26 protein-coding genes are annotated in these 25,348 nt (G+C 66.9%); 16 read left to right on the forward strand and 10 right to left on the reverse strand.

Translation table 11 applies throughout. The features are described from left to right. Together SB4_RS06415 and SB4_RS06420 are read left to right on the forward strand one after the other, a co-directional pair. The coding region (locus SB4_RS06415) for a TPM domain-containing protein (protein WP_420893879.1) at positions 1-702 on the forward strand (702 nt) is incomplete at its 5' end. Further along, complete coding sequence (locus tag SB4_RS06420; protein ID WP_082670020.1) at positions 699-1,232, forward strand: NUDIX hydrolase; 534 nt, start codon at positions 699-701, stop codon at positions 1,230-1,232. The genes SB4_RS06415 and SB4_RS06420, both read left to right, overlap by 4 nt. Before the next feature lie 441 nt (positions 1,233-1,673). On the opposite strand, the gene SB4_RS06425 is transcribed toward SB4_RS06420, so the two are convergent. From SB4_RS06425 to SB4_RS06435, 3 genes are all read right to left on the reverse strand, one after another. Next, a complete protein-coding gene (locus SB4_RS06425; protein ID WP_042491340.1) occupies positions 1,674-1,955 on the reverse strand; it encodes an ETC complex I subunit in 282 nt (93 codons plus the stop codon). 12 nt (positions 1,956-1,967) lie between these two features. Continuing rightward, on the reverse strand, positions 1,968-4,418 hold the full coding sequence (gene hrpB / locus SB4_RS06430) for an ATP-dependent helicase HrpB (RefSeq protein ID WP_058751898.1): 2,451 nt from the start codon (positions 4,416-4,418) through the stop codon (positions 1,968-1,970). A 244-nt stretch (positions 4,419-4,662) separates the two neighbouring features. After that, positions 4,663-5,673 carry a polyprenyl synthetase family protein gene (locus tag SB4_RS06435; protein ID WP_058751899.1) on the reverse strand — a complete coding sequence of 337 codons (1,011 nt, stop codon included), beginning with the start codon at positions 5,671-5,673 and terminating at the stop codon, positions 4,663-4,665. A 121-nt stretch (positions 5,674-5,794) separates the two neighbouring features. Between SB4_RS06435 and SB4_RS06440 the strand changes: the two genes are divergently transcribed. Beyond that, the gene (locus SB4_RS06440) at positions 5,795-6,073 is read left to right on the forward strand and encodes a chorismate mutase (RefSeq protein ID WP_058751900.1); all 279 of its coding nucleotides are present in this window, start codon (positions 5,795-5,797) and stop codon (positions 6,071-6,073) included. After that, on the forward strand, positions 6,073-6,744 hold the full coding sequence (locus SB4_RS06445; protein WP_058751901.1) for a nucleoside/nucleotide kinase family protein: 672 nt from the start codon (positions 6,073-6,075) through the stop codon (positions 6,742-6,744). Before SB4_RS06440 ends, SB4_RS06445 begins: the two co-directional genes overlap by 1 nt. A gap of 400 nt (positions 6,745-7,144) precedes the next feature. Here SB4_RS06445 and SB4_RS06450 read toward each other — a convergent pair whose 3' ends face one another. After that, positions 7,145-7,735, reverse strand: coding sequence for an NADPH-dependent FMN reductase (locus SB4_RS06450; RefSeq protein ID WP_058751902.1), 591 nt, complete (start codon positions 7,733-7,735; stop codon positions 7,145-7,147). A gap of 113 nt (positions 7,736-7,848) precedes the next feature. On the opposite strand from SB4_RS06450, the gene SB4_RS06455 reads away from it, so the two are divergent. Further along, positions 7,849-8,688: a MipA/OmpV family protein gene (locus SB4_RS06455; RefSeq protein ID WP_058751903.1), complete on the forward strand. Its 840-nt coding sequence runs from the start codon at positions 7,849-7,851 to the stop codon at positions 8,686-8,688. Here SB4_RS06455 and SB4_RS06460 read toward each other — a convergent pair. Beyond that, the gene (locus tag SB4_RS06460) at positions 8,664-9,617 is read right to left on the reverse strand and encodes a hypothetical protein (RefSeq protein ID WP_058751904.1); all 954 of its coding nucleotides are present in this window, start codon (positions 9,615-9,617) and stop codon (positions 8,664-8,666) included. The two genes, SB4_RS06455 and SB4_RS06460, sit on opposite strands and share 25 nt — an antisense overlap. 161 nt (positions 9,618-9,778) lie before the next feature. On the opposite strand from SB4_RS06460, the gene SB4_RS06465 reads away from it, so the two are divergent. The 4 genes from SB4_RS06465 to nusG all read left to right on the forward strand — a co-directional run bounded on the left by SB4_RS06465 (position 9,779) and on the right by nusG (position 13,130). After that, the gene (locus SB4_RS06465; protein WP_058751905.1) at positions 9,779-11,824 is read left to right on the forward strand and encodes a carbon starvation CstA family protein; all 2,046 of its coding nucleotides are present in this window, start codon (positions 9,779-9,781) and stop codon (positions 11,822-11,824) included. Continuing rightward, a complete protein-coding gene (locus tag SB4_RS06470; protein ID WP_058751906.1) occupies positions 11,821-12,003 on the forward strand; it encodes a YbdD/YjiX family protein in 183 nt (60 codons plus the stop codon). Before SB4_RS06465 ends, SB4_RS06470 begins: the two co-directional genes overlap by 4 nt. Positions 12,004-12,385: 382 nt before the next feature. After that, the gene (gene secE, locus SB4_RS06475; protein WP_058715474.1) at positions 12,386-12,583 is read left to right on the forward strand and encodes a preprotein translocase subunit SecE; all 198 of its coding nucleotides are present in this window, start codon (positions 12,386-12,388) and stop codon (positions 12,581-12,583) included. 10 nt (positions 12,584-12,593) lie between these two features. Further along, positions 12,594-13,130 (forward strand): transcription termination/antitermination protein NusG, encoded by a 537-nt coding sequence (gene nusG, locus SB4_RS06480; protein ID WP_058715475.1) that lies wholly within the window; start codon positions 12,594-12,596, stop codon positions 13,128-13,130. 67 nt (positions 13,131-13,197) lie between these two features. On the opposite strand, the gene SB4_RS06485 is transcribed toward nusG, so the two are convergent. Genes SB4_RS06485 through SB4_RS06495 form a run of 3 tightly spaced genes read right to left on the reverse strand, consistent with a single transcriptional unit; the run spans position 13,198 to position 15,695 of the window. Further along, positions 13,198-13,785, reverse strand: a complete 588-nt coding sequence (locus SB4_RS06485; protein ID WP_058751907.1) for a hypothetical protein — start codon at positions 13,783-13,785, stop codon at positions 13,198-13,200. Continuing rightward, the gene (locus SB4_RS06490; protein ID WP_058751908.1) at positions 13,782-14,945 is read right to left on the reverse strand and encodes a M48 family metallopeptidase; all 1,164 of its coding nucleotides are present in this window, start codon (positions 14,943-14,945) and stop codon (positions 13,782-13,784) included. Before SB4_RS06490 ends, SB4_RS06485 begins: the two co-directional genes overlap by 4 nt. Positions 14,946-14,957: 12 nt before the next feature. Then, on the reverse strand, positions 14,958-15,695 hold the full coding sequence (locus SB4_RS06495; protein ID WP_241488510.1) for a hypothetical protein: 738 nt from the start codon (positions 15,693-15,695) through the stop codon (positions 14,958-14,960). 243 nt (positions 15,696-15,938) lie between these two features. Here SB4_RS06495 and rplK point away from each other — a divergent pair, with 243 nt between their 5' ends. The 4 genes from rplK (at position 15,939) to SB4_RS06515 (ending at position 18,293) form a co-directional block, all read left to right on the forward strand. After that, entirely contained in the window at positions 15,939-16,370 is a 432-nt protein-coding gene (rplK, locus tag SB4_RS06500; RefSeq protein ID WP_007407063.1) for a 50S ribosomal protein L11, read from the forward strand. Between the two features lie 4 nt (positions 16,371-16,374). Beyond that, positions 16,375-17,067, forward strand: a complete 693-nt coding sequence (gene rplA, locus SB4_RS06505; RefSeq protein ID WP_058715478.1) for a 50S ribosomal protein L1 — start codon at positions 16,375-16,377, stop codon at positions 17,065-17,067. A 129-nt stretch (positions 17,068-17,196) separates the two neighbouring features. Next, entirely contained in the window at positions 17,197-17,754 is a 558-nt protein-coding gene (locus SB4_RS06510; RefSeq protein WP_058732476.1) for a helix-turn-helix domain-containing protein, read from the forward strand. Between the two features lie 11 nt (positions 17,755-17,765). After that, a complete protein-coding gene (locus tag SB4_RS06515) occupies positions 17,766-18,293 on the forward strand; it encodes a GNAT family N-acetyltransferase (RefSeq protein ID WP_058751909.1) in 528 nt (175 codons plus the stop codon). Positions 18,294-18,348: 55 nt separating this feature from the next. Here the strand turns inward: SB4_RS06515 and SB4_RS06520 are convergent, their stop codons facing one another. Then, on the reverse strand, positions 18,349-20,022 hold the full coding sequence (locus tag SB4_RS06520; protein ID WP_058751910.1) for an alpha-L-fucosidase: 1,674 nt from the start codon (positions 20,020-20,022) through the stop codon (positions 18,349-18,351). 183 nt (positions 20,023-20,205) lie between these two features. After that, the gene (locus tag SB4_RS06525; RefSeq protein WP_058751911.1) at positions 20,206-21,108 is read right to left on the reverse strand and encodes a sugar kinase; all 903 of its coding nucleotides are present in this window, start codon (positions 21,106-21,108) and stop codon (positions 20,206-20,208) included. Between the two features lie 153 nt (positions 21,109-21,261). Here SB4_RS06525 and uxuA point away from each other — a divergent pair, with 153 nt between their 5' ends. The 3 genes from uxuA to SB4_RS06540 are packed head-to-tail and all read left to right on the forward strand — an operon-like array spanning position 21,262 to position 25,234. After that, on the forward strand, positions 21,262-22,452 hold the full coding sequence (gene uxuA / locus SB4_RS06530; RefSeq protein WP_082670021.1) for a mannonate dehydratase: 1,191 nt from the start codon (positions 21,262-21,264) through the stop codon (positions 22,450-22,452). Then, on the forward strand, positions 22,449-23,861 hold the full coding sequence (gene uxaC, locus SB4_RS06535; RefSeq protein WP_058751913.1) for a glucuronate isomerase: 1,413 nt from the start codon (positions 22,449-22,451) through the stop codon (positions 23,859-23,861). Before uxuA ends, uxaC begins: the two co-directional genes overlap by 4 nt. Next, the gene (locus SB4_RS06540) at positions 23,858-25,234 is read left to right on the forward strand and encodes a mannitol dehydrogenase family protein (protein WP_058751914.1); all 1,377 of its coding nucleotides are present in this window, start codon (positions 23,858-23,860) and stop codon (positions 25,232-25,234) included. Before uxaC ends, SB4_RS06540 begins: the two co-directional genes overlap by 4 nt. The last annotated feature ends 114 nt before the right edge of the window (positions 25,235-25,348 follow it).

The raw sequence follows: 25,348 nt of genomic DNA on the forward strand, positions 1-25,348 counted from the left end.
ATTTCGGGGGCGGCGGCGCCTCGGGGGATTGGTGAGATGTTGAGCGACACCGATAGCGATCTGGTTACCGCCGCCGTCGCGCGGGCCGAAGCCACGACCGATGCCGAGATCGTCACCATCGTCGCGCCCCGCTCGGACGACTATCGCGATGTCGCGCTATGCTATGCGGCGGGAGCGATGCTGCTGGTGCCGCTGTTCGCGGCGCTCTTTCCCCACCTGGGGTTGAAACTGCTGGCGCTGGTCCATGACGGCTGGAGCGCGCCCGGCGAGGACCTGATCCTCGGCGTGCTGATGATCGCGCAGGTTGTCGTGTGCGCGATCGTGGTGACGGTGCTGGGCACCACCCGACGCCGGATCGCGCTCGTCCCCAAGAGCATCCGCCATGCCCGCGTCCGGAAACGCGCGGTGCTGCTGTTCCGCGTCGCAGCCGAACGGCGCACCGACAGTCGCTACGGTGTGCTGCTCTACCTCTCGGAGGACGAGCATATGGCCGAGATCGTCGCCGACTCCGGGCTGACCGGCAAGGTTGGGCCGGAAACCTGGGGCAAGGCGATGGCGGTCATGCTGCCCCATGTCGCGAAGGGCCATGTCGGCGAGGGGCTGAGCGCGGCGGTCGAGCGCATCGGGCTTGTGCTGGCGACACATTTCCCCAAGACGGCGGCCGACACCAACGAACTGCCGGACAGACCCATTTCGCTATGACCGATCCCCGTATGGACGCCCCCCTCGAAACCCTGGCCGAGGGGCGGTTCCTCGCGCTACGCAAGCGCGGCACCTGGGAATATGCCGACCGACCGCGCGACATTCGCGCCGCCGTCATCCTCGCGATCGAGGACGGCCATATCCTGCTGGTCGAGCAGTTCCGCGTTCCGCTGGGCGCGCCGTGCCTGGAAATGCCTGCCGGGCTGATCGGTGACGAAACCGAGGGTGAGGCGGTGCTAGACGGTGCCGCGCGCGAACTGGAGGAGGAAACCGGCTACCGCCCCGCCCGGATCGAGACGCTGGGGGAATTCTGTTCGTCGCCGGGCATGACGTCGGAGCGTTTTACTTTGGTTCGCGCGACCGGGCTGGAGAAGGTCGGCGATGGTGGGGGCGATTCGGACGAGCAGATCGTCGTGCACCGGGTGAAGCTGTCGGAGGTCGTCGCCTTTATCGCCGAACGCCGGGCGGCGGGGGTGGCGGTCGATGCCAAGCTTCTCTTGCTTTTGGGTGGCGACATCCTGGGCTTTTGAGTTCACGCGAGGACGCGAAGACGCGAAGACGATTTATCGCGCGGAGACGCAGAGAAGTCGCACTCGCGGTAGCGAAATTTCTCTTCAAAAGCCGTTTCGGAAGCATGTCCGATGCCCCCGGAATGTCACCTCTGGGCGAATATGATCTAGCCGGATCGACATTCATCCTATTCCTCCCCTGGAAGGGGAGGTGGCAGGGCGAAGCCCTGACGGAGGGGTGTTCCGGTCGGCGGGATTGGACCTCATCCACGACCGGGGACACCCCTCCACCATCCTTCGGATGGTCCCCCTCCCCTTGCAGGGGAGGAAAGACGAGGAGGCGGTCTGAATATCGATCCTGCCTAAGGATCTTCGCGTCATCGCGGCTTCGCGCGAACCAACCTTCTCAAGCGCTGCGCGCGAAAGAAAAAGCGCCCCGGTTTCGACCAGAGCGCTCAAACCTCAGCGGAAATTGTCGGCGTAGCTTTGCAGCTTCAGCGTCTTTTGCGGCGTCGGCACGACATGATGGTCGAGCCCTTCGCGCTGGCAATAGGCGATCGCCTCTTCCAGCGTCGCGAAGGTCAGGCGGACCTGCTCCTGCGTGTCGCCGCTGCCGGCCCAGCCGGTCAGGGGATCGGGCTTTTTCGCCTCGGTCGGTTCGAATTCGAGTTGCCAGCGATCGGTCCGGTACTTGCCGGATTGCATCGCGTTCTTGGGGCGCTGGAAGATGCGAGCAGTGGCCATAATTCCTGTCCCTTATCGCGAACCGGCTGCTCTTGCATCCGCCTTTTTCGTGCGCAGTGTCGCCGACGCCGCCGCAGGGTCGTCGGGCCAGGGATGGCGGGGATAGCGGCCGCGCATTTCCTTGGCCACCGCGCTCCAGCTTCCCGCCCAGAAACCGGGCAGGTCACGCGTTGTCTGGATCGGCCGCCCGGCGGGCGAGGTAAGGCTGAGGACCAAAGGCACGCGCTCCGTTCCGATCACCGGATGCTCGGCAAGCCCGAACAACGCCTGCACGCGCAACTCGACACGAGGGCCACCTTCGGCTGCATAATCAATGGCATGGCTACTGCCCGCCGGGCTGGTAAAGTGCGACGGCGCCATCGAATCGATCCGTCGCTGGTCGTTCCAATCGACCAGATTGCGAATCGCCTCGGTCAACGCGCCCGGCGCCAACGCATCCAGCCGCCGCTTGCCCGCGACCAAGGCCGGCAGCCAGTCGTCCAACCGTTCGAGCAACGTCTCGTCGTCCAGCGCCACCCCGGCATAGGCCGCCCGCGCGCGATACGCCCCCGCCCCGTCGCTCCAGGGCAGCAGCGACAGGCCATGCGCCCGCACCCCCTCGACCAGCGCTTCGGTGATGGCTTCGGAGGACGCGCCCGAATCGGGGCCGCTCGACAGGCGAAGCCCGCCCAGCCGCCGTTCGCGCAACGCCTCGACGCCGCCCGTTGCCGGGTTGAAGGTGACGGTCCGCCGCGTCTCGATCCGATCGGCGAACAGCGCCTCGACGGTGGAGAGGTCGAGCGGCGCGGCGGACAATATGCGCGCGCCCGAGGCCGCGCCTTGCGTCTCGCCCACCGCCAGCCATTCCGAACGCGCCAGCCCAGAGGCCGGGTCGAGCCGGAAGCCACGCCCGCCGACACTCGCCCAATTCTCACCCGTGCCGTCACGCCGCCGCGCCACCCGGTCGGGATAGGCGAGCGCCAGGCACACGCCCGCGGCGTGATCCCAGACCTCCTGCTCGACCGGCTTGGGAGCGAGGCCGGTCCAGCGTTTCGCCATCGCCCTTGCCGCCTCCGCCTTGGGGCCGCGCTCGGTCCGCCAGCGGCGGAGGCGCTGTTCGACATCGACATCCTGCCCGCCAATGCCACGCTCGCCGAGCAGCACCGCGACTTCGGCGGCGGTCGACGCCAGCCCGCGCTCGCCGCTGCGGATCAGCATATGCGCCAGGCGCGGCGGCATCGGCAGTTTTGCGATCGCCTTGCCATGGGCGGTAGGTCGGCCGGTGTCGTCCAGTGCCTCCAGCACGGTGAGGCGTGCACGGGCTTCGGCGACGGCGGCCTCGGGCGGCGGGTCGAGCCACGGGAGCGCGCGCGGATCGCTGACGCCCCACAGCGCGGTGCCCAGCAGCAGCGCCGACAGGTCCGCCTCCAGGATTTCGGGCGGGTCGAAGCGCGGCAGGCCCGCCGTCGCGGCTTCCTCCCACAGCCGATAGGCGACCCCCGGCGACTGACGCGCGGCGCGTCCTGCGCGCTGGACGACGGCGGCTTGGCTGGCGCGCTCGGTGACGAGCCGGGTCATGCCCGCCGCGCGGTCGTAGCGCGGACGACGCGCCAGCCCGGAGTCGACCACGATCCGCACGCCGTCGAGCGTCAGGCTGGTCTCCGCGATCGAGGTGGCGAGCACGATCCGGCGCCGTCCCTCCGGATCACGCCGGATCGCCGCACGCTGCGCCGCCGGGTCGAGCGAGCCGTGGAGTTCGTGAATTGCGATGGCGGAGGGCAGGTTCGCCAGCCGCTCGGCGGTGCGTGCGATCTCGGCAGTGCCGGGCAGGAAGGCAAGGATGTCGCCCTCCGCCTCGTCGGTAAGTGCGCGGCGGATGGCGGCGGCGACCGAATCCTCGATTCGCGCCTCCGCTGCGCGGCCGAGATGGCGTAAGGTCAGCGGATGGCTCCGCCCCTCACTCTCGATGACGGGCGCATCGCCCATCAGGCTGGAGAAGCGGCGGCCGTCGAGCGTCGCGGACATCGCGACCAACCGCAGGTCGGGCCGCAAACCCGCTTGCGCGTCGAGCGCCAGCGCGAGGCCGAAATCGCCGTCGAGGCTGCGTTCGTGCACTTCGTCGAACAGCACCGCCGATATGCCGGCCAGCTCGGGATCGGCCTGGATGCGCGCGACAAAGATACCTTCGGTGACGACGGTCACGCGGGTCGCGGCGCTGACCTTGGTGTCCATACGCGTGGCATAGCCGAAGGTGCGGCCGACCGGCTCCTCTGCGAGTGCTGCCATGCGCTCGGCGGCGGCGCGCGCGGCGAGGCGGCGGGGGGAGAGGAGCAGGACTTCGCCGGTGCACCAGGGCTGGTCAAGTAGGGCTGGCGCGACGGCGGTAGTCTTGCCCGCGCCTGGGGGGGCCACGAGGATCGCATTGGAGGCGTCGGCTAGCGCGGTCAGCAGGTCGGGGAGGACGGCGGTGACGGGCAGGGTCATGGGCTGGCGATAGGAGGTTTGGCAGGCGGGGTGAAGGACTTCCCCCTTTCCCGCCGCCCTCCGCTCAGGCTGAGCGGGGGTGTGGGATATATTCTCAGCGAAACCGTTCCCCGGCGAAGGCCGGGGTCCAGTTTCTACCAAGGTCGTGGCGCGCAACACGATGCGGGGGAGGCAAACCGCCTCGCGCCTACGACACTGCACGGCAACTGGGCCCCGGCCTTCGCCGGGGAACGACCGTGTGGCTTTAGTAAGCCCGCGCGACCGCAAACTCGACGGCTTCGATCATCGCACTCTTCGCCGGGCCATCGGCAAAGCCCCGCAGCGCCTCGATCGCCAGCCCGCCATAATGCCGCGCGCGCGCCATCGTGTCGTCGACCGCGCGGCTCTTGCGGACCAACGCGATGGCATGGGCAAAGTCCTCGTCCGACGTCCGCCGCCCTTCGACCGCATCCTTCCAGAAGGTGCGCTCTTCGTCGTTCGCGCGTGCATAGGCCAGGATCACCGGCAGGGTCATCTTGCCCTCGCGGAAATCGTCGCCCGCATCCTTGCCCATGGTGCCTGCGTCCGACACATAGTCGATCGCATCGTCGATCAGCTGGAACGCGATGCCCAGGTTCCGGCCATAGGCCTCCAGCGCCAGCTCCTCCGCCTCGGGCCGCTCGGCGACGACGGCGGCGATGCGACAGGCGGCCGCGAACAGCGCGGCGGTCTTGGCGTCGATGATCGACAGATAGCGTTCCTCGGCCAACCCCACCTGCCGCACGGCGGTCAGCTGGTTCACCTCGCCCTCGGCGATCACGGCCGAGGCGCCCGACAGGATGTTCAGCACCTTCAGGCTACCCGCGTCGACCATCAGCTGGAAGGACCGGCTGAACAGGAAGTCGCCGACCAGCACGCTGGCGGGGTTGCCCCAGATGATGTTGGCGGTCCGCCGCCCGCGCCGCAAATCCGACCCGTCCACGACATCATCGTGCAGCAACGTGGCGGTATGGATGAACTCGACCGCCGCCGCCAGGACATGGTGGCTGGTCCCCTGATATCCCAGCAACTGGGCGCTCGCGAGCGTCAGCATCGGGCGCATCCGCTTGCCGCCGCCGGAGATCAGGTGCCCCGCCAGTTGCGGGATCAGCGGAATCTCCGACCGCATCCGGTCGATGATGACCTGGTTCACGGCGTTCATGTCGTCGGCCACCAGCCGGATCATCGGGTCCAGCGAGGGCGCGGGCTTGGCGAGGCGGGTGGCGGTTACGGTCATGGGCAGGTAAGAGCCTCTGGCGACAACGCTTGCCGAACGCAAGCCTAAGCGCGAAAGGGCGCGCGCGAATTCATGTGCGGCACGGGCCCCGGCAGGGGCGCCAGAGGGAGACGTAGCGATCATGTCCGACACCGTCCTGACCGGCTATCGCCAGTCGATCGACAATATCGACGCCGCGCTGGTGTTTATGCTGGCCGAGCGGTTCAAGATCACCCAGGCGGTCGGGCGCTACAAGGCGGAGAACGCCCTGCCCCCCGCCGATCCGGGCCGCGAAGAGGCGCAGATCGCGCGGCTACGCCAGCTGGCGAGCGATGCGCAGCTGGACCCTGAATTTTCCGAGAAATTCCTGCGCTTCATCATCGACGAGGTGATCCGCCACCACGAACAGTTGCGCGGCTGATGGCCTTCCTGCTGGCAATCGAGGGCGCGGACGGCGCAGGCAAGGCGACCGCGACGGCGGCCGTCACCGAACGGCTGAACGCCGCCGGACTGTCGGCGGCGGCCTTGTCCTTTCCGCGCTATGCCGAGACGGTCGGCGGCTGGGCGTTGGGCGAGTATCTGGCGGGCCGCCTGCCCCATGCCGCCGCGCCGGAGACGGCGGCGACGCTCTATGCGCTCGACCGATTCGAATCGCGGCCGCATCTGATCGAGCTGGCGGAAACACACGATATCATCGTGTTCGACCGCTATATCGCGTCGAACATGGCCTATCAGGCGGCGCAGGTTCCCGCTGACCAGGCCCCCGCGCTGCTGCAATGGATCGAGCAGCTCGAGACGGTGCAGTTCCGCCTGCCCGCCCCGCATCTGTCGGTCTATCTCGACACGCCGCTCGACGTCGCGCGCGACCTGATCGCCCGCAAGCGCAAGCGCAGTTACACCGACGACACCTATGACGCCTATGAGGCGGACCTGGGGCTTCAAGCCCGGGTGCGCGCGAACTACGCCGCGATGGCGGACGGGGCGATGCTGGGCGAATGGGCCACGGTGTCGACCGTGGCGGACGGCGCATTGCGCGATCCGGCTGAGATTGCGGACGAGATCACCGCGCTGGCGATGGAGCGCCTGCGCTAACGGCTTTTCGGCGACCCACTGTTCCCCGGCGAAGGCCGGGGTCCAGTTTCTCGGCGCTATCGAAGGCGCGAGGGATTGGCCTCCCACGCAAAGTTTCGGCACGCCATCGGCTTGGAAGCAACTGGGCCCCGGCCTTCGCCGGGGAACGGGATGTGATCTTTGATCTCACGCGAAGCCGCGATGCCGCGAAGAGAAAGAATTTGGTTCGCGCGGAGGCGCGGAGGACGCGGAGGTGACGGACTTGCGGCTCTTGCAGGCCGTCCCCCTCAAGCGATCAGGAAAAGAAGACTGCGCGCCGTCGCGCGCGATACCTCTCTGCGTTCCCCGCGCCTCCGCGCGAAATAAAGCTCTTCGCGCCTTCGCGGCCTCGCGTGAACATGTTTGCCGAGGGAAGCCCCCCTCAATTCGACGCGCGGATCGTCCCCGCCAGCGGTGCGAAGCGAGCGACCTGTTGGCCGACCAGGCGCAATTGCCCCTCGACCGCCGGGTCGCTGATCCGCCCTTCGTCATCGAATCGCGTCTGCTGCGTGTTCACCGCCGCCGCGAACGGCGTCGGCCAGCCGCGCAGTGCATGGACGATCGAGCGCAGCGCCGCGATGGTCGAGCCGGTCGCCTGCCAGCCATAGGCCGTCGCGATCAGCCCGACCGGCAGGTCGGCGAGATAGGGACGCTCGTCCTTCGCCGTTTCCTCCAGCAGGTCGAGCGCGTTCTTCACCAGGCCCGAGATACTGCCATGATAACCCGGACTGGCGATGATGATCGCCGAGGCCTGTCGCACCGTGTCGACGAACACCTGCTCCGCCTCGGTCCGTGTCGCCGTGCGGGGATTGTAGAGCGGCAGGCGCGCCAGATCCTCGCCGCCGAAGACATGGGTGCGGAACCCCTCGTCCGCCGCCGCCGTCATCGCGGTCCGAAGCGCACGCTCGGTCGAGGAGACGCTGCCGATCGTGCCGCCGATACCGACGACGAGCGGGGAGGAGTTATGGGCCATGTCCCGCCTTTCACCCCGGACGGCACGGCGGGGCAAGCGCTAAGTTCCGGGACAGGGCTTCCCATTGCGGCGCTCGACCTCTCGCCCTATCCAACATGACAGGGAGATGACGGATGCGTGAACTGGTTCTGGGGGTTGCCATGCTGCTGGCCTGTCCGGTCGCGGCGCAGGAGGTGCGACAGAGCGCCCCGCCGCCCGGTATCGCGCCCGGCTCCCCGACAGGCTGGAGCATCACCCTGGGCGCCGCGCCGGTACTCGGCCCCGCCTGGCAGGGGTCGCGGGAGATGGCGCTGTCGATCTTTCCCGACCTGCGCGTGAATTATGGCGAGACGCTCTTCGCCTCGGTGCCCGATGGGATCGGGTGGAACGCGGCCAACCGCGACGGCTGGCGCGCCGGGCCGCTGGCGAAAATCCGCTTCGGCCGGAACGAGCGCAATGGCGGCTCCCTCTTCCTGATCGCCGGGGGCAGCGACGCGCTGGAGGGCATGGGCAATATCAAGGCGGCGGGCGAGGTCGGCGGTTTTGTCGAAAAGTCTTTCGGTCCCCGCCGGGCGTGGCGCGCCCGCGCCGAGGTACGGCAGGGATTCGGCGGGCATGACGGTTTGGTCGCGGATTTGTCGGCGGCCTACCGCACCCGGATCGGCCGCGCGATCGTTACTGCCGGACCCCGCATGACGCTGGCAAGCCGGAATTTCACCCAGACCTATTTCGGCATCTCGCCCGTCCAGTCGGCGCGCACCGGCCTGGCCCTGTATCAGGCCGAGGGCGGCATCCTGTCCTATGGTCTGGGGGCCAATATCGTCCGCCCGCTGAACCGGCGCAGCGCACTGACCCTGTTCACCAGCCTGGAGCGGCTGGGCAGCCACGCCGCCGACTCGCCGCTGATCCGCGAACGCGGGCAGCGGATGCAGGCGACGCTGGGCCTGGGCTACGGGGTCCGCTTCGGGCTCTGAGCCGGGACGGCGGGCGGCGAGGCGCTGACCGGGCCGAGCCAGAAGACGCCGTCATAATCCGGATCGGGTTGCTGTCCCGGCAGGCTGCCCAAGGCGATGAACGGCGCGCGATCCAGATCGGCATCCTTGCCCAACGGATGCGCCGCGCATTCCACGTCCGCATCGGTGTTCGGCGCATGGGGCTTGGCCACCACCCCCGGCTTCAGCTCACAGGTCCATGACGAGCCGCCTGCCGACGTCATGTTCAACGCGATCACCGGAACCGATCGTGCCAGTCGCATGGCCATCGGATCGAAGGGTATGGGGGCATAGGTGACCGGCCGCTTGCGGGCATGGGTATTGCCCGCCAGCACCAGCACATGATCGTAAGGCTGGCGCGCCGCTGCGATGCGAATATTCTCGGCCTGCGCCGCGTCGTGCGGCCCCTGCCCGGGCAGTTGCGCAAATTGTCGCGCTTGCCCCTCGTCCTTGACGCCGCTGAAGGCGACGATGTCGATCCTGCGTCCCGTCCGCGCCTCGTGATGCAGCGCAACCAGCATCGCCAGCATCGACTCGCTGCCGACGCCGTCATCACGCTCCGCCCAGCCAGCTTTGGTCAGCGCAGGCACGAACAAGGCGTCCGGCATCGCCCAGGCCTTTTGAAAGTCGTCGTCATTGATGGCGTCATGCTCGACCGCGACCAGAACCCGCTCGCCCTTGGCGGCCAGCGCGCAGGCCAGATTGCCGACGAAAGCCGGCGCCTCGCGCGTCCCGTGCATCTCACCGAACACCACGACCTTCGCACCTTGGGCAGCGACCTGATCCCAGCCCGGCGGCACCTGGCATGGAATAGTCTCGGGCGTCATCGGTGCATGCGCGGCCTGTCCCGGACTCCATGCCGCCAATGCGCCCCCCAGCCCCAGCCCCAGCATCACGGCAGCCTTACGCATCAATCCGCTCTCCCGGTCGATCCGGGACGAGTGTGCCACCACGGCGATGCGGCACAAGTCACAATCCACCTTTGCCGACGTCTCTGGTTTTCAGGGCTGGTACACCCCGCCCGCCAAGCTAGAAGAGACGGAAAGAGCATAATCGGAGGACTGCACGGGGCATGACCAAACACCTTCCCTGGATCGCGCTGGCGATCGTCGGCGCGGGCGCACTGGGTGTCATTGCCACGGTGCGCGGCGAACCCGTCAACGCGCTGTGGATCGTGGCCGCCGCCGTGTCGGTCTATCTGATCGCCTATCGTTATTATGCGCTGTTCATCGCCAAGGTGATCGGCATCGACCCCAGCCGTCCCACCCCGGCCATACGCCGCGCCGATGGCCTCGACTATGTGGCGACCGACCGGACAGTGCTGTTCGGCCACCACTTCGCCGCGATCGCGGGCGCGGGGCCGCTGGTCGGTCCGGTGCTGGCGGCGCAGATGGGGTATCTGCCTGGAACGCTGTGGATTTTGGCGGGCGTCGTGCTGGCGGGGGCCGTGCAGGATTTCCTGGTGCTGTTCCTGTCGATGCGGCGCGACGGGCGGTCGCTGGGCGAGCTGATCCGCATGGAGATGGGCCCGGTGGCGGGCACCATCGCGCTGTTCGGCGCCTTCATGATCATGGTCATCATCCTGGCTGTCCTCGCTCTGATCGTGGTGCGAGCGCTGGCTGAAAGCCCCTGGGGCCTGTTCACCGTGGCCGCCACCGTGCCGCTGGCGATGCTGATGGGTGGCTATACCCGCTGGGTGCGGCCGGGGAAGATCGGCGAGGTGTCGATCATCGGCTTTATCGGCCTGATCCTGGCGATCGTCTATGGTCAGTCGATTGCGCAGTCGGCGGTGCTGGCGCCGCTGTTCACCTTCACGCCGGTGCAGCTCTGCTTCCTGCTGATCGGATATGGCGCGGTCGCCTCGGTCCTTCCGGTGTGGCTGCTGCTCGCGCCGCGCGACTATCTGTCGACCTTCCTCAAGATCGGCGCGATCGTGGCGCTGGCTATCGGCATCGTCATCATGGCGCCGCCGCTCAAGATGCCCGCGCTGACCAAGTTCATCGACGGCAGCGGGCCGGTCTGGGCCGGGCCGCTCTTCCCCTTCCTGTTCATCACCATCGCATGCGGCGCGGTGTCGGGCTTCCACGCGCTGATCGCCAGCGGCACCACGCCCAAGCTGATCGCCAGCGAGAAGGACGCGCCGTTTATCGGATACGGCGCGATGCTGATGGAAAGCGCCGTCGCGATCATGGCGCTGGTCGCCGCCTCGATCCTCGATCCGGGCGTCTATTTCGCGATGAACGCGCCTGCCGCCGTGCTGGGCACCGATCCGGCCAGCGCCGCCGCCGCCGTGACCGCGATGGGCTTCCCCATCTCCGCCGACACGCTGGCGCAGGTCGCGCGGGACGTGGGCGAGCATACGATCATCAGCCGCGCAGGCGGCGCGCCGACACTGGCCGTGGCGATGGCGGAAATCTTCAGCCATGTCTTCGGCGGACAGGCGATGAAGGCCTTCTGGTATCACTTTGCCATCCTGTTCGAGGCGCTGTTCATCCTGACCGCCGTCGATGCGGGCACGCGCGCAGGCCGGTTCATGCTGCAGGATCTTATCGGGCTCGTCGTCCCCAGCTTCCGGGGATCGAGCAAAGTCGCGCCGGGCCTGATCGCCACGGCACTGTGCGTCGCGGCCTGGGGGTTCTTTCTCTATCAGGGGGTCACCGATCCGCTGGGCGGGGTGAACACGCTGTGGCCGCTGTTCGGCATCTCCAACCAGATGCTGGCCGCCGTGGCGCTGATGCTGGCGACCGTGGTCCTCTTCCGCATGAAGAAGGACCGCTATGCCTGGATCACGGTGATCCCGACCGTCTGGCTGCTCGCCTGCACGCTGACCGCCGGGTGGATGAAGATCTTCTCGGCCGATCCGCGCGTCGGCTTCCTCGCCCATGCAGACAAGTTCGCCAGCGCCGCCGCGTCAGGCAAGGTCCTGCCCCCCGCCAAGACCATGGGCGACATGGCCCGGATCGTCTTCAACGACCGGATCGACGCGGGGCTTTGCGTGATCTTCCTAGGCGTGGTGCTCGCGATCCTGGTCTATGCGGTGCGGACCTGCCTGATCGCGCGTAGGATCGACCGGCCGAGCGTGACCGAGGTCCCGCCCGAACTGGTGGCCGCCGAATGAACTGGCTCTCCCGCCTGCGCCAGATCGGCAACGCCATGGTCGGGATGCCCAGCTATGACGCCTATGTGGCGCATATGATCGCCAAGCATCCCGACCGCGAGCCGATGGACGAGGTGACTTTCTTCCGCGAGCGGCAACAGGCGCGGTATGGTGGCAAGAATGGTGGACGCTGCTGCTGATTGTTCACGCGAAGCCGCGATGACGCGAAGGAGGAAGAAGGTTGGTTCGCGCGGAGGCGCGGAGACGCGGAGGTGTTGGACCCGGCCGACAGGCCAAACCATCCCAGCGCCTGCCTTATAGGCTCCCGCTTCTGAGTGCAGGCAAAGCCCCTCTGCGTCCTCCGCGCCTCTGCGCGAACAAAAAACCTTCGCGCCATCGCGGCTTCGCGTGAACCCAAAACCCCATCCCGCCCCTACCCTTGCCTTTTACCCGAGCCACAGCTACATCGCGTTCCCATCCGAACAGCGCGGACGGACCTTTCGTCGCAGGCCCCCTGGGGCAGGCGACGGCGGACCTATGCCCCGCTGACACTATTTCAACGCAGGTGCGGGAACGGCACGAGTGGCGAAGACGACCCCCATCGAATTCATCAACCAGGTCAAGACCGAGACCAAGAAGGTCGTCTGGCCGACGCGACGCGAGACGGTGATGACCGGCGTGATGGTGGTCGTGATGACCACGATCCTCGCCATCTTCTTCCTGGCGGTCGACTCGTTCTTCGAGACGCTGGTCCGCACCCTGCTGTCGCTCGCGAAGTAAAAGGTTTTCCATGGCGCGCTGGTACATCATCCACGCTTATTCCGGTTTCGAGGGCAAGGTCCGCGACTCGATCATGGCCGAAGCGACCCGTCTGGGCCTCGACCATCTGGTCGACCAGATCGAGGTCCCGACCGAAACCGTGACCGAGGCCCGCCGCGGCAAGAAGATCGCGGTCGAGCGCAAGTTCATGCCCGGTTACGTGCTGGCCAAGCTCGACATGACCGACCAGGTATACCACCTCGTCAAGAACACCCCGAAGGTCACCGGCTTCCTGGGCGCGATGGGCAAGCCCCAGGCGATCAGCGAAACCGAAGCGACGCGGATGCTGAATTCCAAGGAAGAGGCCGCCGCCGCCCCGAAGCACAAGGTCAAGGTCGACTACGAGATCGGCGACGCGGTCAAGGTGCTGGAAGGCCCCTTCGCCAGCTTCAACGGCGTGGTCGAGGAACTGGATTTCGACAAGTCCAAGGTCAAGGTGTCGGTGTCGATCTTCGGTCGCGCCACCCCGGTGGAACTGGATTTCGAGCAGGTCGAACGCTCGAAGTAAGTTCGGACCATCCGACGAAACAGGGGCCGGGGCGGCGACGCCACCGGCCCTTTTCGCATTTGGGACCTTACAGCTTGGCGCTGTCCGCCACCTGCCGGAACGCCGCCACCCCGGCGTCGAAATAGTGCAGCCGGGGTGCCTCGAAGGTGATCAGGTACAGCTTGCCGCCGATCATCGCCCCGCGCCCTTCGCCCTTGCGCGGCAGGTCCTCGTTGGGCCGGGTGAAGCTATAGGTGAAGCGGATGCCCGGCTGGCCCGCAAAGGCCATCGGCTCCATCCCGTCCACGGTGAACAGCGGCGTGTCGAGTGCGATGCGATAGCTGTTCTCGACCAGCGTGGGTATGTCGGTCACCAACATCGTCGCCTTGACGCGCGGCAACGGCTTGGTGCGCTTGCTGACCTCGCGGAACAGCGTCTGTTCGGGCTCGATCCCGCCATAGAAGGTCAGGTCGTTCAGCGCGTCGCCATCGAAGGTCCATGTCTCCGAATTGCGCCCCGGCCGCGCACCCAGCTTGTTCCATTCGACCGAGGGCGTAACCGTCAGCACCGATTTGGCGACCGCCACCGGTTGCCCCGCCGGGATCAACTTGTTGCCCGCCAGCACCGGCGCCGCGACCAGCGCCAGTCCGATCACCGCGATCTTGAAACCCCTCATTGCACGCCCCCTTCCCCGATCAACATCGCCATGGCCGCCCGGTCACTCGCCTGCGGTGCGCGCTCCAGATAGGTTTTGAGCGCCGCCCGTCCCGCCGCTTCCTGCTGCCCGCGCAGGAGGGACAGGCCCAGCCCGCGCCAGGCGACCGGATCGGTGCAACCCGCGTCGATCGCCTGCTGATAGAATTGCGCCGCGCTGACCAGATCGCGGGGATTGCCCCGCTCGCGATAGAGTTCGCCGCGCGTCAGCAGCAGGTCGGGCGTCCATTGCTCGCCCGCCAGCTCGCCGAGCAGATATTCCGATCCGCCGAAATCGTTGAGCTTGATCTGGTCGGCCAGAAAGGTCGCGCGCCACGGGCGCATCGCTGTCGAAAACGCATCTCGTGCCTCCTCGCCGCGTTCGCCATCCACCCCCGCCGCCTCGCGCAGATAGGTCGCGCGGGTAAGCTCGGTCGGATGATCGGCAAAGAACCCCGCCGCATAGCGATGCGTGACATGCCGCTTGCGCCCCAAAGCGGTCGCATCCTGCTCGGCCATCAGCCGCTCCCAGATGCGCGAGGCGGCAAGCGGCCGATAGCCCGCCGCCGTCAGATAGCGCAGGCCCATCAGGTCGGCCTCGGTTTCCTGTGCACGGTTATAGGAGAAATGCAGCTGGATCAGGCTGACCGGCAAGGTGCTGTAGGGCGAGAGCACACTGGTCCAGGCGATGATGTCGGTGATCGTCCGCGCCCGGCGGAAACTGGAAAGGGTGTGGCGCATCTCGAAATGCCCGAACTCGTGGCCGAGCAGCGCCGCCAACTCGGCCTCGTCGCGCAACCGGAGCAGCGCCCCGGTATAAACGATCATCATGCCGTTCGGCGTCATAGAAGCATTGAAGACGGGCGCGCGCACCACATAGATTCGCACACCTTTGCACCGATCCTTACCGACCGAGCGGCAAAGGACCTTGGCCATATAAGCGTTCAGCGCCGCGTCACGGATCACGGCCGGCGAGTCGCGCAGGTCGCGTTCCGCCTCGTCCGCCTGCTGCCACAGCCCACGTTCGTCGACCGTGGTCGGCGTATAGGCCGCGCCATAGGGCGGCAGGGGCGCGAGCTTGTCGGACGCGCCATGGCCCAAGGCCGCGCCCGCCAGCGCGGCGGCGATCATCCATCCAGCCATGCTCGCCTGCCCTTAACGGGTCGCGGTCTGGGCGGTGGTGCCGGGGAAACCCTCCAGCAATTGCGAGACTCGCTTGACCGCGCCCGCCGGTGTGCGGACATCGCCGCCCATCGCCAGATCGGCGTTCAGCCAGACCAGATCGCCGGTCTTCAGGTCGATCAGCCCGGCATAGCCCTTGTGCACGCCCGCCGTCACGCCGACGCCAGCCACCCCGGCGGCCACCACCTGAAGCAGCTTGCGCCCGGTCGAGCCATAATGATCGACCGTCGTGACGAACAGCGCATAGTCGGCCCCCTGCAGGCCCGGCAGCTTGGCGACCTCCGGCCCGATCGACCACAGGAAGCTGCCGTCACGCTTCTTGGTGGGCAGGCGGTTGCCCGGAAAGAACTGATAGGTGATGACCGAGTCGGCCAGCGCGGTGAACAGCGCGCGATATTCATGCGCGGTCGCCGCCCCCTGCCCCACCGGCTCGACGAAGTTCACGACCTCGTTGCCGAGTTGACCCTGGGCCTGGGCCAGCGCCAGGCCCAGATTTTCGCGCGCCTGGTCGGTCCAGTCGGCATTGGGCTCGAAAGCGCCACCGGTCGACTGCGCGCCGACCGTGATTTCGGGCCGCATCAGGACGATGGTGACGGTGCCGGGCGTAAGGGTGAAACCGGGCTTGTTGCCGGTCTTTTCCTGCGCCGCCAGCGGTGTGGCCGCCATCGTCAGCGCCACCGCAAAGGCCAGCGCGCCCCATCCCCGTCCCATGTGTCGAACCCCCGTTCGAGCGATGGCGGAACCGGTCGCTCCCTCGACCGGATCGTCCATCATGGAATCCAGAGTGACATGGCCGGATCGCCCCTGACAAGCGCAATGCTTGCCTTGCTTTCCGACCCATATTCCGCTATCGGCCCGCGCTTCCCTAGCATCATGCGACGGAACCCTTGCGGGAGGGTGCGCTGGCTTATGCCTCGCGCCCGTCACGACCGCTAGACTCGAAAAGAGAGTGACATGGCAAAGAAGATTACCGGCTATATCAAGCTGCAGGTCCCTGCAGGCGCCGCCAACCCCTCGCCGCCGATCGGCCCGGCGCTGGGTCAGCGCGGTGTGAACATCATGGAATTCTGCAAGGCGTTCAACGCGCAGACCGGCGAAGTCGAGAAGGGCACGCCCCTGCCCACCGTCATCACCGTCTATGCCGACCGTTCGTTCTCGTTCGAGACGAAGACCGCGCCTGCGACGTACCTCATCAAGAAGGCCGCCAACCTGAAGTCGGGCTCGAAGGAGCCGGGCAAGGTGTCGGCGGGCAAGATCGCGCGCTCGAAGCTCGCGGAAATCGCCCAGGTCAAGATGAAGGATCTGAACGCCAACGACATCGAGGCTGCGACCAAGATCATCGAAGGCTCCGCCCGCGCGATGGGCCTCGAAGTGGTGGAGGGCTAAGATCATGGCCAAGCTGACCAAGAAGCAGAAGTCGGTCCAGATCGACTCCGAGAAGCTGCACGGCATCGACGAAGCGATCTCGCTGGCGCGCACCCATGCGACCTCGAAGTTCGACGAGACGATCGAAGTCGCCGTCAACCTGGGCGTTGACCCGCGCCACGCCGACCAGATGGTCCGCGGCGTCGTCACCCTGCCCAAGGGCACCGGCAAGACCGTTCGCGTCGGCGTGTTCGCCAAGGGCGCGAAGGCCGACGAAGCACGCGCCGCTGGTGCGGACGTCGTGGGCGCCGAAGACCTGATGGAAACCATCCAGGGCGGCACCATCGATTTCGATCGCTGCATCGCGACCCCGGACATGATGGGCGTCGTCGGTCGCCTCGGTAAGGTGCTGGGCCCCAAGGGCCTGATGCCGAACCCGAAGCTAGGCACCGTGACCATGAACGTCGCCGAAGCCGTCAAGGCGGCCAAGGGCGGTCAGGTCGAGTATCGCGTCGAAAAGGCCGGCATCATCCACTCGGGCATCGGCAAGGCGTCGTTCCCGGCGGAAGACCTGCGCGCGAACTTCGACGCGCTGGTCGATGCGCTCATCAAGGCCAAGCCGTCGGGCGCCAAGGGCAAGTATGTCCGCAAGGTCGCCGTCTCGTCGACGATGGGCCGCGGCATCAAGGTGAACGTCTCGGAAATCCCGGGCGCGTAAGCCACGCCGCCAGCGCAAGCTGACAGGATCAGGGGGTCGGGACTTCGGTTCCGGCCCCTTTTTCGTGCGCACGGATGTCGAAACCTCGAAAATATTGCAGCATCTCATATTCGGGATATAATCCCTTTTATGGTCAATGACGGCAATCAGCATCAGGCGTTGGCGGCGCATTTGAAAGCGCTCAGGACCGATCGGAATTGGAGCCTGCAAGACCTCGCCGAGGCCAGCGGCATCAGCCGCGCCACGCTTTCGCGCATCGAGAATGCCGATGTAAGCCCCACCGCCGAAAGCTTGGGCCGATTGGCCTCGTCCTTCGGACTCCCCCTTTCCCAGCTTTTCGCCCCGCTCGATCCGAGCTTCAAGGCCTTGATCCGCCGCGACGAGCAGAGCATCTGGACCGACCCCGAAGGCGGCTTTTCCCGCCGAATCCTCTCCCCGCCCGGCACCCCGCTCAAGATCGATCTGATCGAGTGCAGCTTGGAGCCGCACCAGTGCATCCGATATGAGCACCCCGCCTTTCCCGGCCATGAGCATCACCTCGTCCTGCTGACCGGCGCGCTGTCGATCGAGGTGGATGAGGTGGCTCACGGACTAAGGCCCGGCGATTGCCTCCGCTACCGGCTACGGGGCCCGTCCGTGTTCACGACGGAGGACGATCCGGCCCGTTACATCATAGCCATGGCGTAAGGCGGCATAGGATGGACCTGCAACTGATCGAACTGGATGCCGACGCCATTCGGGCTCACCTGAGCGATCTCCGGCGTATTCTGGTGGACAGCGTCCATGACGGTGCGGCCGTTGGCTTCATGGCGCCCCTGCGTGACGACGAGGCTGAGGCGTTCTGGCTGGCGACGGTGCTGCCGGAAGTGGACCAGCGCCGTCGCGTGATGCTCGGCGCGCTTTGCGAGCGGAGGATCGTGGGGACCGTGCAGTTGATCCTGTCGATGCCGCCCAACCAGCGCCATCGGTGCGAGATCGCCAAGATGATCGTCCACCCCATGGCGCGCCGCCGGGGGATCGCACGTCGCCTCATAACCAAGGCCATGGAAGGAGCCGCAGAGTCGGAAAAGTCCCTGATCACGCTGGATACGAGAAGCGGCGATAGGGCGGAGCCGCTTTACGCTTCACTGGGTTTTCAAGTCGCCGGTATCATTCTCGGTTACGCCTGGGACCCGGATGGCCAGGCCCGCCACGCGACGACCTATATGTTCCGCCACCTTGGTTGAGCCTTAACCAGCCCCCTCCCCTCCACGCCATGCCCGGAGGGGAAAAGGGTCGGCATCACGCCACCGGGACGCTGCCCTCGACCAGCCCCGGGCCCTGCAGGACCAGCGCCACGCCGATCGTTTCGCGCGCGCCCGCCGGCAGCGTGACTTCCAGCGCCTTGTCGGTGCGGCGGAAGGCCAGCGGTACCGAGTCGCCGAACAGGGTCACGCGCTCCACGCGGCCGCGCCCGATCGGGTTGTCGTCCGCCAGCAGGGTCAGCCGCGCGACGCCATCGTCCGGCCAGCCCAGGACGAACGCATGCAGGTTCTCGCCCTTGCGGACATAACGGATATCGGCCGCGCTGTTCTTCGAGTGCTGCGTCTCGCTGAACATGCCGCCGCCGGCCGAGCCGGGTCCCTCGCCATGGACACGCCAGGGCCGCGTGCCATAGATCGCATCGCCATAGCGCCCCATCCAGGCGGCGATCCCCTCGACGATCCGCTCTTCCTTCTCGTCGATCGTGCCGTCGCCGCGCATCGGCACGTTGAGCAGCAGATTGCCGTTCTTCGACACTACGTCGCACAGCGTGTGGATCACCGTCGCCGCGCTCTTGTAGCCGTCATTGTCATAGATGCTGCGGTCGTAATGCCAGGCGCCGAGGCAGGTATCGGTCTGCCACGGATAGGTTTCGATATAGGTCTTGCCGCCCCGCTCGACATCATCGACGACCGCCATGCGCCGCTGCGGCGGCGTGGTCTTGATGTTGAGCACCGCCTCCAGCCGCCCGTTATGCCAGCGCTGGCTGGCGTTGTAATAATAGGCCGCCATTTCCAGTCCGATCTCTTCCATCGGCAGGTCGAAATTGTCGAAATAGACCAGGTCGGGCTGGTAATTGTCGATCAGCGCCCGGCAACGGCGCGCCCATTTCGCAGCCAGATCGGGACGGCCCAGCGGCTTGCCCTCGTTCCAGAGCCTGTCGTTGCGCTCATGCCAGCCATCGACCTCGGTCCGATCCCGGTATCCGTCGGGAAGCTTCATGATCGGGCCGTTGTACAATTCCTGCGGGTCCAGCCCGTCCCACCAGGTGCCGCGCCCATCCGCCTTGGTCCGCCAGGCCGCGTCATAGCGCTTGCCCTGCATCGACCCTTCAGAATCATAGGCATAAGCGGGCTGATACCAGTGCCAGCTATGCGCGCTGTGGTTCGATACGCCAAAGCGCAGCCCCCGCGCCTTCGCCAGCTTGGCCCAGGTGCCGATGATGTCGCGCTTGGGGCCCACCCGGGTGGTGTTCCAGGGGTGGGGCGAGTTGAAGCAGTCGAGATTGTCGTGATGGTTCGCCATCGCGACGAAATATTTGGCCCCGGCGCGTTGGTAGAGATCGAGCTGCCGCTCCGGATTCCAGTTCTCGGCCTTCCACTTTCCGATGACGTCCAGGAAACCGACCTTGCTGGGGTGGCCGTATTTGCGAACATGGGCGTTATAGGCGCGCGAGCCCTGCTCATACATGCCGCGCGCGTACCAGTCGCCTTCCTCGGGCACGCATTGCGGGCCCCAATGCGCCCACATGCCGAACTTGGCGTCCCGGAACCAGTCGGGCGCGCGGTAGCCGTTCGTCAGCGAGGCCCAATCGGGGGTGAAAGTTCGGGCCTGCCCCGGTGCCGCAGCTTGGGACGCTGCCACTGGGCCGAGTGCGGTGGAGGCTCCTGCCACACCGACCGCCCCCAATAGATCACGCCGATTCACCTTCATCTCCACACTCCCGCTCCGGTCGTTTTGTCGACCATTCATGTCGGACATAATGTGTCATTCGGTTATGAGAGTGGCAAGAAGTTTTACAAATGAGATCGAACAATCGCCTATGATATTTATATATGACAGAATGACCAGGACCAGCCTGACATTCCTTCCATATTGGTCAGTCCAAAAGCGCCTTTATCCGTTCGGCATGGCGTCATCGCGCCGCGGGATCGCGCCAGCCCGCATCACGGTCCACCCCGCCAGCCGATGGCCGCGTACCGCCGCCTCAGCGGGAGAAGCGCCCTCCAGCCGCGCCGCCAGATAGCCTGCGTTGAACGCATCACCCGCACCACTCGTATCGCGCGGACTCAGGCGCTCGGGTGGGGGCACGATCTCGTCACCCGCCAACAGACAGCCCTCCGCGCCCAGCTTGACGACCACCTCGCTGGCACCGCCCGCCTGCCAGTGCGCCTGCACCTGCTCGGCCGAGGTCGCGCCGTTCAGCATCGTCTCGTCTTCCAGCGTCGGCAGGCCGATATCGCACACCGCAATCGCGCGGGCGCACAGGTCGCGCGCCACCTGTTGATCGGCGAACAGGCGCGGACGGTAATTGCCGTCGAACGCCACGCGCCCCCCGCGCGCGCGAACCCGCCCGGCCAGCGCGAAAAGGCGATCGCGCCCTTCGTCTTCCAAGACCGCCAGCGTGATCAGCGAAAACAACAGAAGGTCGGCCTGCTCCGCCTGCGCCATCACCGCCTCGGTGCCCGGCAGGGATAGCGTCTGCCGCGCCGCGCTCTGTCCACGCCAATAGGCGAAGCTGCGCTCACCGGCTGCATCGTTGGTGATCGCATAGAGGCCGGGCATATGGCTGGGGTCACGCTGGATCAGGCTGGTATCGATTCCCTCCGCCGACCAGTTCGCGATCAGCGTCTCGCTGAACGGATCGTCGCCCAGTGCGGTGACGTAGCGGACATTGCCGCCCAGGCGCGCCAGATGGATCGCGGTATTCAGCGTGTCACCGCCATGGCCCAGCCGCCACAGGCCGCCCTCGGCCCGCGTCAACTCGATCATGCCCTCCCCGACAACCACGATCCGCATCGGCTTTCTCTCCTTTATTGTATCAGCCTATGCCCTTTCGATAGTGGCAAGGCCAAAATTTGTAACTGGTCAATCCGAAACACCGATGCTACCGCTACCGACCTGAAAATGCGATATGGGACGAGGATAGCCGACGTGTTGATGATCCAGTCTATGCGGTGGTTTGGACCCGCCGACCCGATCGCCTTGTCCCATATCCGCCAAGCCGGTGCCACCGAGGTCGTCACCGCGCTGCACGAAATTCCCAATGGCGTGGTCTGGCCGCGCGAGGCGATTGCCGAGCGGCGCGCGATGATCGAAGCGGCCGGGCTCGGCTGGTCGACGGTCGAGAGCCTGCCGGTGCACGACGCGATCAAGCGGGGCGAGCTGACCGACGACCTGGTCCAGGCCTATGGCGACAGCCTACGCCATCTGGCGGCCGAAGGTGTGCGGACCGTCACCTATAACTTCATGCCGCTGCTCGACTGGACCCGGACCGATCTGGACTGGGAGCTTCCCGACGGCGCGACCGCGCTGCGCTTCGAATGGGCGGCGGTGGCGGCCTATGACATCCATATCCTGCGCCGCCCGGGCGCCGAGGCGGATTATTCGCAAGGCGTCCGCGCCGCCGCCGCCGACCGCTTCGCCGCGATGACGCCCGAAGAGCGCCACAAGCTCGAACGCACGATCATCGCCGGGCTGCCGGGCAGCGAGGAGAGCTTCGACTCGCCGGCCTTCATGCGCGCGATCGAAAGCTATGCCGGGATCGACGCCGAGGCGCTGCGGGCCAACCATATCGCCTTCCTGCGTGCGGTCTGCCCGATCGCCGAGGAGGTGGGCATCACACTGGTCGTCCATCCCGACGATCCCCCCTTCCCCATTTTCGGCCTGCCGCGCGTGGTCAGCACGGCGGAGGATCTGGAGCATCTCTACGCGGCCGTGCCGTCGCTGGCGAATGGCCTCTGCTTCTGCACCGGATCGTTCGGCGCGCGGCCGGACAATGACCTGCCCGCGATGGTCCGCCGCTTTGCCGACCGGATCGACTTCCTCCACCTCCGCTCGGTCGGCTGGGAAGCGGGCGAGCGCAACTTCCACGAGGCCGAACATCTGGGCGGCAACGCCCGCATGACCCAGGTGATGCAGGCGGTGGTCGAGATTTCGCACGCGCAGAACCGCGCGATCGTGATGCGCCCCGACCATGGCCACCGGATGATGGACGACCTTCATCGCAGCTCCAATCCCGGCTATTCGCTGCTGGGCCGGATGCGCGGGCTGGCCGAACTGCGCGGTCTGGAGCGGGGAATCGTGCACATGCTGGGCCTGAACGCGAACGCGGCTTCGGTCGAACTGGAGCTGACCGCATGACCCGCAAGCTGGAACTCCACCCCGACCGGCTGCTGCCCGCCGATCCGACGACGCGGGGCATTGCGCGGACGCTTTACGCCGAAGTCGCGGACCTGCCGATCATCAGCCCGCACGGCCATACCGATCCGCGCTGGTTCGCCACCGACGAGCCCTGGGCCGACGCCAGCGACCTGCTGCTCGCGCCCGACCATTATGTCTTCCGCATGCTCTATAGCCAGGGCATCGCGCTCGACGACCTGGGCATCCCGCATCGCGGCGGCCGCCCCGCGACCGATCCGCGCGCGGCGTGGAAGCTGTTCGCGTCCCACTATCACCTGTTCCGCGGCACGCCGTCGCGCATGTGGCTCGACCATGTGTTCGCCGAGGTGTTCGGCTTCGACGAGGCGCTAGAGGAAGCGACCGCCGACCGTTATTTCGACGCGATCGGCGAGGCGCTCGCCACCCCCGCCTTCCGCCCCCGCGCGCTGTTCGAGCGGTTCCGCATCGAATGCCTGGCGACGACCGAGGGTGCCGACGATCCGCTGGTCCATCACCAGGCGATCCAGGCGTCCGGCTGGCAGGGTCGCGTCATCACCACCTATCGCCCCGACAGCGTGATCGATGTCGAGCATGAGCAGTTCGCAGGCGCGATGCAGCGCTTCGCCGAGCTGACCGGCGAGGATGTGTATAGCTGGTCCGGCTATCTCGCCGCCCATGCCAAGCGCCGCGCCGCCTTCCGCGCGCTGGGCGCGACCGCGACCGATCACGGCCATCCGACGGCGGCGACCGCCAACCTGTCGACGGCCGAGTGCGAGGCGCTGTTCGCGCGCATCGTCGGCGGCAGCTGGACGCCCGCCGATGCCGAACTCTTCCGCGCCCAGATGCTGACCGAGATGGCGAAGATGAGCGTCGCCGACGGCATGACGATGCAGATCCATCCGGGCTCGTTCCGCAACCATAATGCGGGCCTGTTCGCCAGCCATGGGCGCGACAAGGGCGCCGACATGCCGATGCGCACCGATTACGTCCATGCGCTGAAACCCATGCTCGACGTCGTCGGCAATGAGCGCGACCTGACCATCATCCTCTTCACGCTGGACGAGAGCGTCTATGCGCGCGAGCTGGCGCCGCTGGCCGGGCATTATCCCTGCCTGAAGTTGGGCCCCGCCTGGTGGTTCCATGACAGTCCGGAGGGGATGCGCCGCTTCCGCGAGATGACGACCGAGACGGCGGGCTTCTACAACACGGTCGGGTTTAACGACGACACCCGCGCCTTCCTGTCGATCCCGGCACGGCATGACGTCGCGCGGCGGATCGACTGCGGCTTCCTGGCGCGGCTCGTCGCCGAGCACCGGCTGGAGGAGGATGAGGCGGTAGACCTCGCCCATGCGCTGACCAACGGGCTGGTCCGTTCGGCGTACCGGCTGTGACCCGGCTGAGCGAGGCGACCGTCGCCGCACTGCCCGACAGCGTGGCGCGTCCCGGTTACGACCGGGCAGGCCAGCGGATCGGCATCGTCCATCTCGGCCTCGGCGCGTTCCACCGGGCGCATCAGGCGGTCTATACCGACGATGCGATGGCGGCGGGGGATCGCGACTGGGCGATCGCGGGCGCATCGCTGCGGTCGGCGGGCGTGCGTGACCAGATGGCACCGCAGGACGGGCTCTACACCGTCACCGAACGGTCGAGCGAGGGCGAGTCGGTCCGGCTGATCGGTGCGATCCGCGAGGTGACCGTGGCGGCCAAGGCCCCGGAGCGGCTGGCGGCATTGCTGGCGGCGGCGGACACGCGGATCGTCACGCTGACCGTCACCGAAAAGGGCTATTGGCGGCGGCCGGACGATGCGACCGATCTGGCAGGCATCGTTGCCGATGGGAACAGCATCTATCATCATCTCGCCCAGGCCGTATTGGCACGGCAGGTAGCGGGTCTGGCTCCGCTGACGCTGGTGAGCTGCGACAACCTGCCCAACAATGGCCGGGTGCTGCGCGCAGGCGTAGCGGCGTTGCTCGACTATCAGGGGGAAACGGCGGCGCGTGGCTGGTTCGAGCGTGACTGGCGCTGCCCCAACACCATGGTCGACCGCATCGTCCCCGCCGTCACCGATGCCGACCGTGCGGCGGTCGAAGCAGGTCTGGGAATGCGCGACGAAGCCGCCGTCATCACCGAACCCTATCGCCAATGGGTGATCGAGGATGACTTTGCGGGCAACCGTCCGCGCTGGGAAGTCGGCGGCGCGCAATTCGTCGCCGATGTCGCGCCCTATGAAACCGCCAAGCTCCGTATGCTCAACGGCGCGCACTCCGCGCTCGCCTATCTGGGGCTGGAGCGCGGCCACCAGTTCGTGCACGAGGCGGTGGCCGATCCGGCGATCCGTCCGGTGGTGGAAAGGCTGATGCGCCAAGAAGCGGCGACCAGCTTCCCGGCGGCCGAGGGGCAGCAGCTCGATCCTTATGCCGATGCGCTCCTCGCCCGCTTCGCCAATATGACGCTGGAGCACCGGTTGTCGCAGATCGCCAGCGACGGCTCGCAAAAGGTCGGCCCGCGCTGGCTGTCGTCGCTGGCCGCGCATGGCGGGGATGCGCCAGCCACGCTGACGGCGCTGGCCGCGTGGCTGCGGTTTATACGCACCGGGAATGACGCCTCGCCTGATCCACGCCGGGCGGAGCTGGCCGGGCTGTGGGCGCAGGGCGATGCGGCCCAGGTCGTGAATGCGCTGTTCGGGGCGGGCGGTTCGATGGCGGGTCAGTGGCAGCCGACCGAGGCGCAGCGTCAGGCGCTGGTCCGAGAGATCGAGCAGTAAATTCCTCCCCTGCAAGGGGAGGGGAACCGCCGCGAAGCGGTGGTGGAGGGGTGTCACCGCCAGCGTGGACACCCCTCCGTCAGTCCTACGGACTGCCACCTCCCCTTACAGGGG

Source organism: Sphingomonas sanguinis, from assembly GCF_001476905.1.
GTDB lineage: Bacteria > Pseudomonadota > Alphaproteobacteria > Sphingomonadales > Sphingomonadaceae > Sphingomonas > Sphingomonas sanguinis_B.

Bases quoted from the DNA above. Each gene is read 5' to 3' on its own strand.
- rplA (WP_058715478.1), top strand. From the start codon at position 16,375: ATGGCCAAGCTGACCAAGAAGCAGAAGTCGGTCCAGATCGACTCCGAG.
- uxaC (WP_058751913.1), top strand. From the start codon at position 22,449: ATGACCCGCAAGCTGGAACTCCACCCCGACCGGCTGCTGCCCGCCGAT.
- SB4_RS06435 (WP_058751899.1), bottom strand. From the start codon at position 5,673: ATGACCGTAACCGCCACCCGCCTCGCCAAGCCCGCGCCCTCGCTGGAC.
- SB4_RS06510 (WP_058732476.1), top strand. From the start codon at position 17,197: ATGGTCAATGACGGCAATCAGCATCAGGCGTTGGCGGCGCATTTGAAA.
- SB4_RS06490 (WP_058751908.1), bottom strand. From the start codon at position 14,945: ATGGCTGGATGGATGATCGCCGCCGCGCTGGCGGGCGCGGCCTTGGGC.
- SB4_RS06520 (WP_058751910.1), bottom strand. From the start codon at position 20,022: ATGAAGGTGAATCGGCGTGATCTATTGGGGGCGGTCGGTGTGGCAGGA.
- SB4_RS06445 (WP_058751901.1), top strand. From the start codon at position 6,073: ATGGCCTTCCTGCTGGCAATCGAGGGCGCGGACGGCGCAGGCAAGGCG.
- SB4_RS06460 (WP_058751904.1), bottom strand. From the start codon at position 9,617: ATGCGTAAGGCTGCCGTGATGCTGGGGCTGGGGCTGGGGGGCGCATTG.
- SB4_RS06515 (WP_058751909.1), top strand. From the start codon at position 17,766: ATGGACCTGCAACTGATCGAACTGGATGCCGACGCCATTCGGGCTCAC.
- hrpB (WP_058751898.1), bottom strand. From the start codon at position 4,418: ATGACCCTGCCCGTCACCGCCGTCCTCCCCGACCTGCTGACCGCGCTA.
- SB4_RS06450 (WP_058751902.1), bottom strand. From the start codon at position 7,735: ATGGCCCATAACTCCTCCCCGCTCGTCGTCGGTATCGGCGGCACGATC.
- SB4_RS06425 (WP_042491340.1), bottom strand. From the start codon at position 1,955: ATGGCCACTGCTCGCATCTTCCAGCGCCCCAAGAACGCGATGCAATCC.
- nusG (WP_058715475.1), top strand. From the start codon at position 12,594: ATGGCGCGCTGGTACATCATCCACGCTTATTCCGGTTTCGAGGGCAAG.
- SB4_RS06455 (WP_058751903.1), top strand. From the start codon at position 7,849: ATGCGTGAACTGGTTCTGGGGGTTGCCATGCTGCTGGCCTGTCCGGTC.
- SB4_RS06465 (WP_058751905.1), top strand. From the start codon at position 9,779: ATGACCAAACACCTTCCCTGGATCGCGCTGGCGATCGTCGGCGCGGGC.
- SB4_RS06470 (WP_058751906.1), top strand. From the start codon at position 11,821: ATGAACTGGCTCTCCCGCCTGCGCCAGATCGGCAACGCCATGGTCGGG.
- SB4_RS06525 (WP_058751911.1), bottom strand. From the start codon at position 21,108: ATGCGGATCGTGGTTGTCGGGGAGGGCATGATCGAGTTGACGCGGGCC.
- SB4_RS06485 (WP_058751907.1), bottom strand. From the start codon at position 13,785: ATGAGGGGTTTCAAGATCGCGGTGATCGGACTGGCGCTGGTCGCGGCG.
- SB4_RS06440 (WP_058751900.1), top strand. From the start codon at position 5,795: ATGTCCGACACCGTCCTGACCGGCTATCGCCAGTCGATCGACAATATC.
- rplK (WP_007407063.1), top strand. From the start codon at position 15,939: ATGGCAAAGAAGATTACCGGCTATATCAAGCTGCAGGTCCCTGCAGGC.
- SB4_RS06420 (WP_082670020.1), top strand. From the start codon at position 699: ATGACCGATCCCCGTATGGACGCCCCCCTCGAAACCCTGGCCGAGGGG.
- SB4_RS06495 (WP_241488510.1), bottom strand. From the start codon at position 15,695: ATGGGACGGGGATGGGGCGCGCTGGCCTTTGCGGTGGCGCTGACGATG.
- uxuA (WP_082670021.1), top strand. From the start codon at position 21,262: ATGCGGTGGTTTGGACCCGCCGACCCGATCGCCTTGTCCCATATCCGC.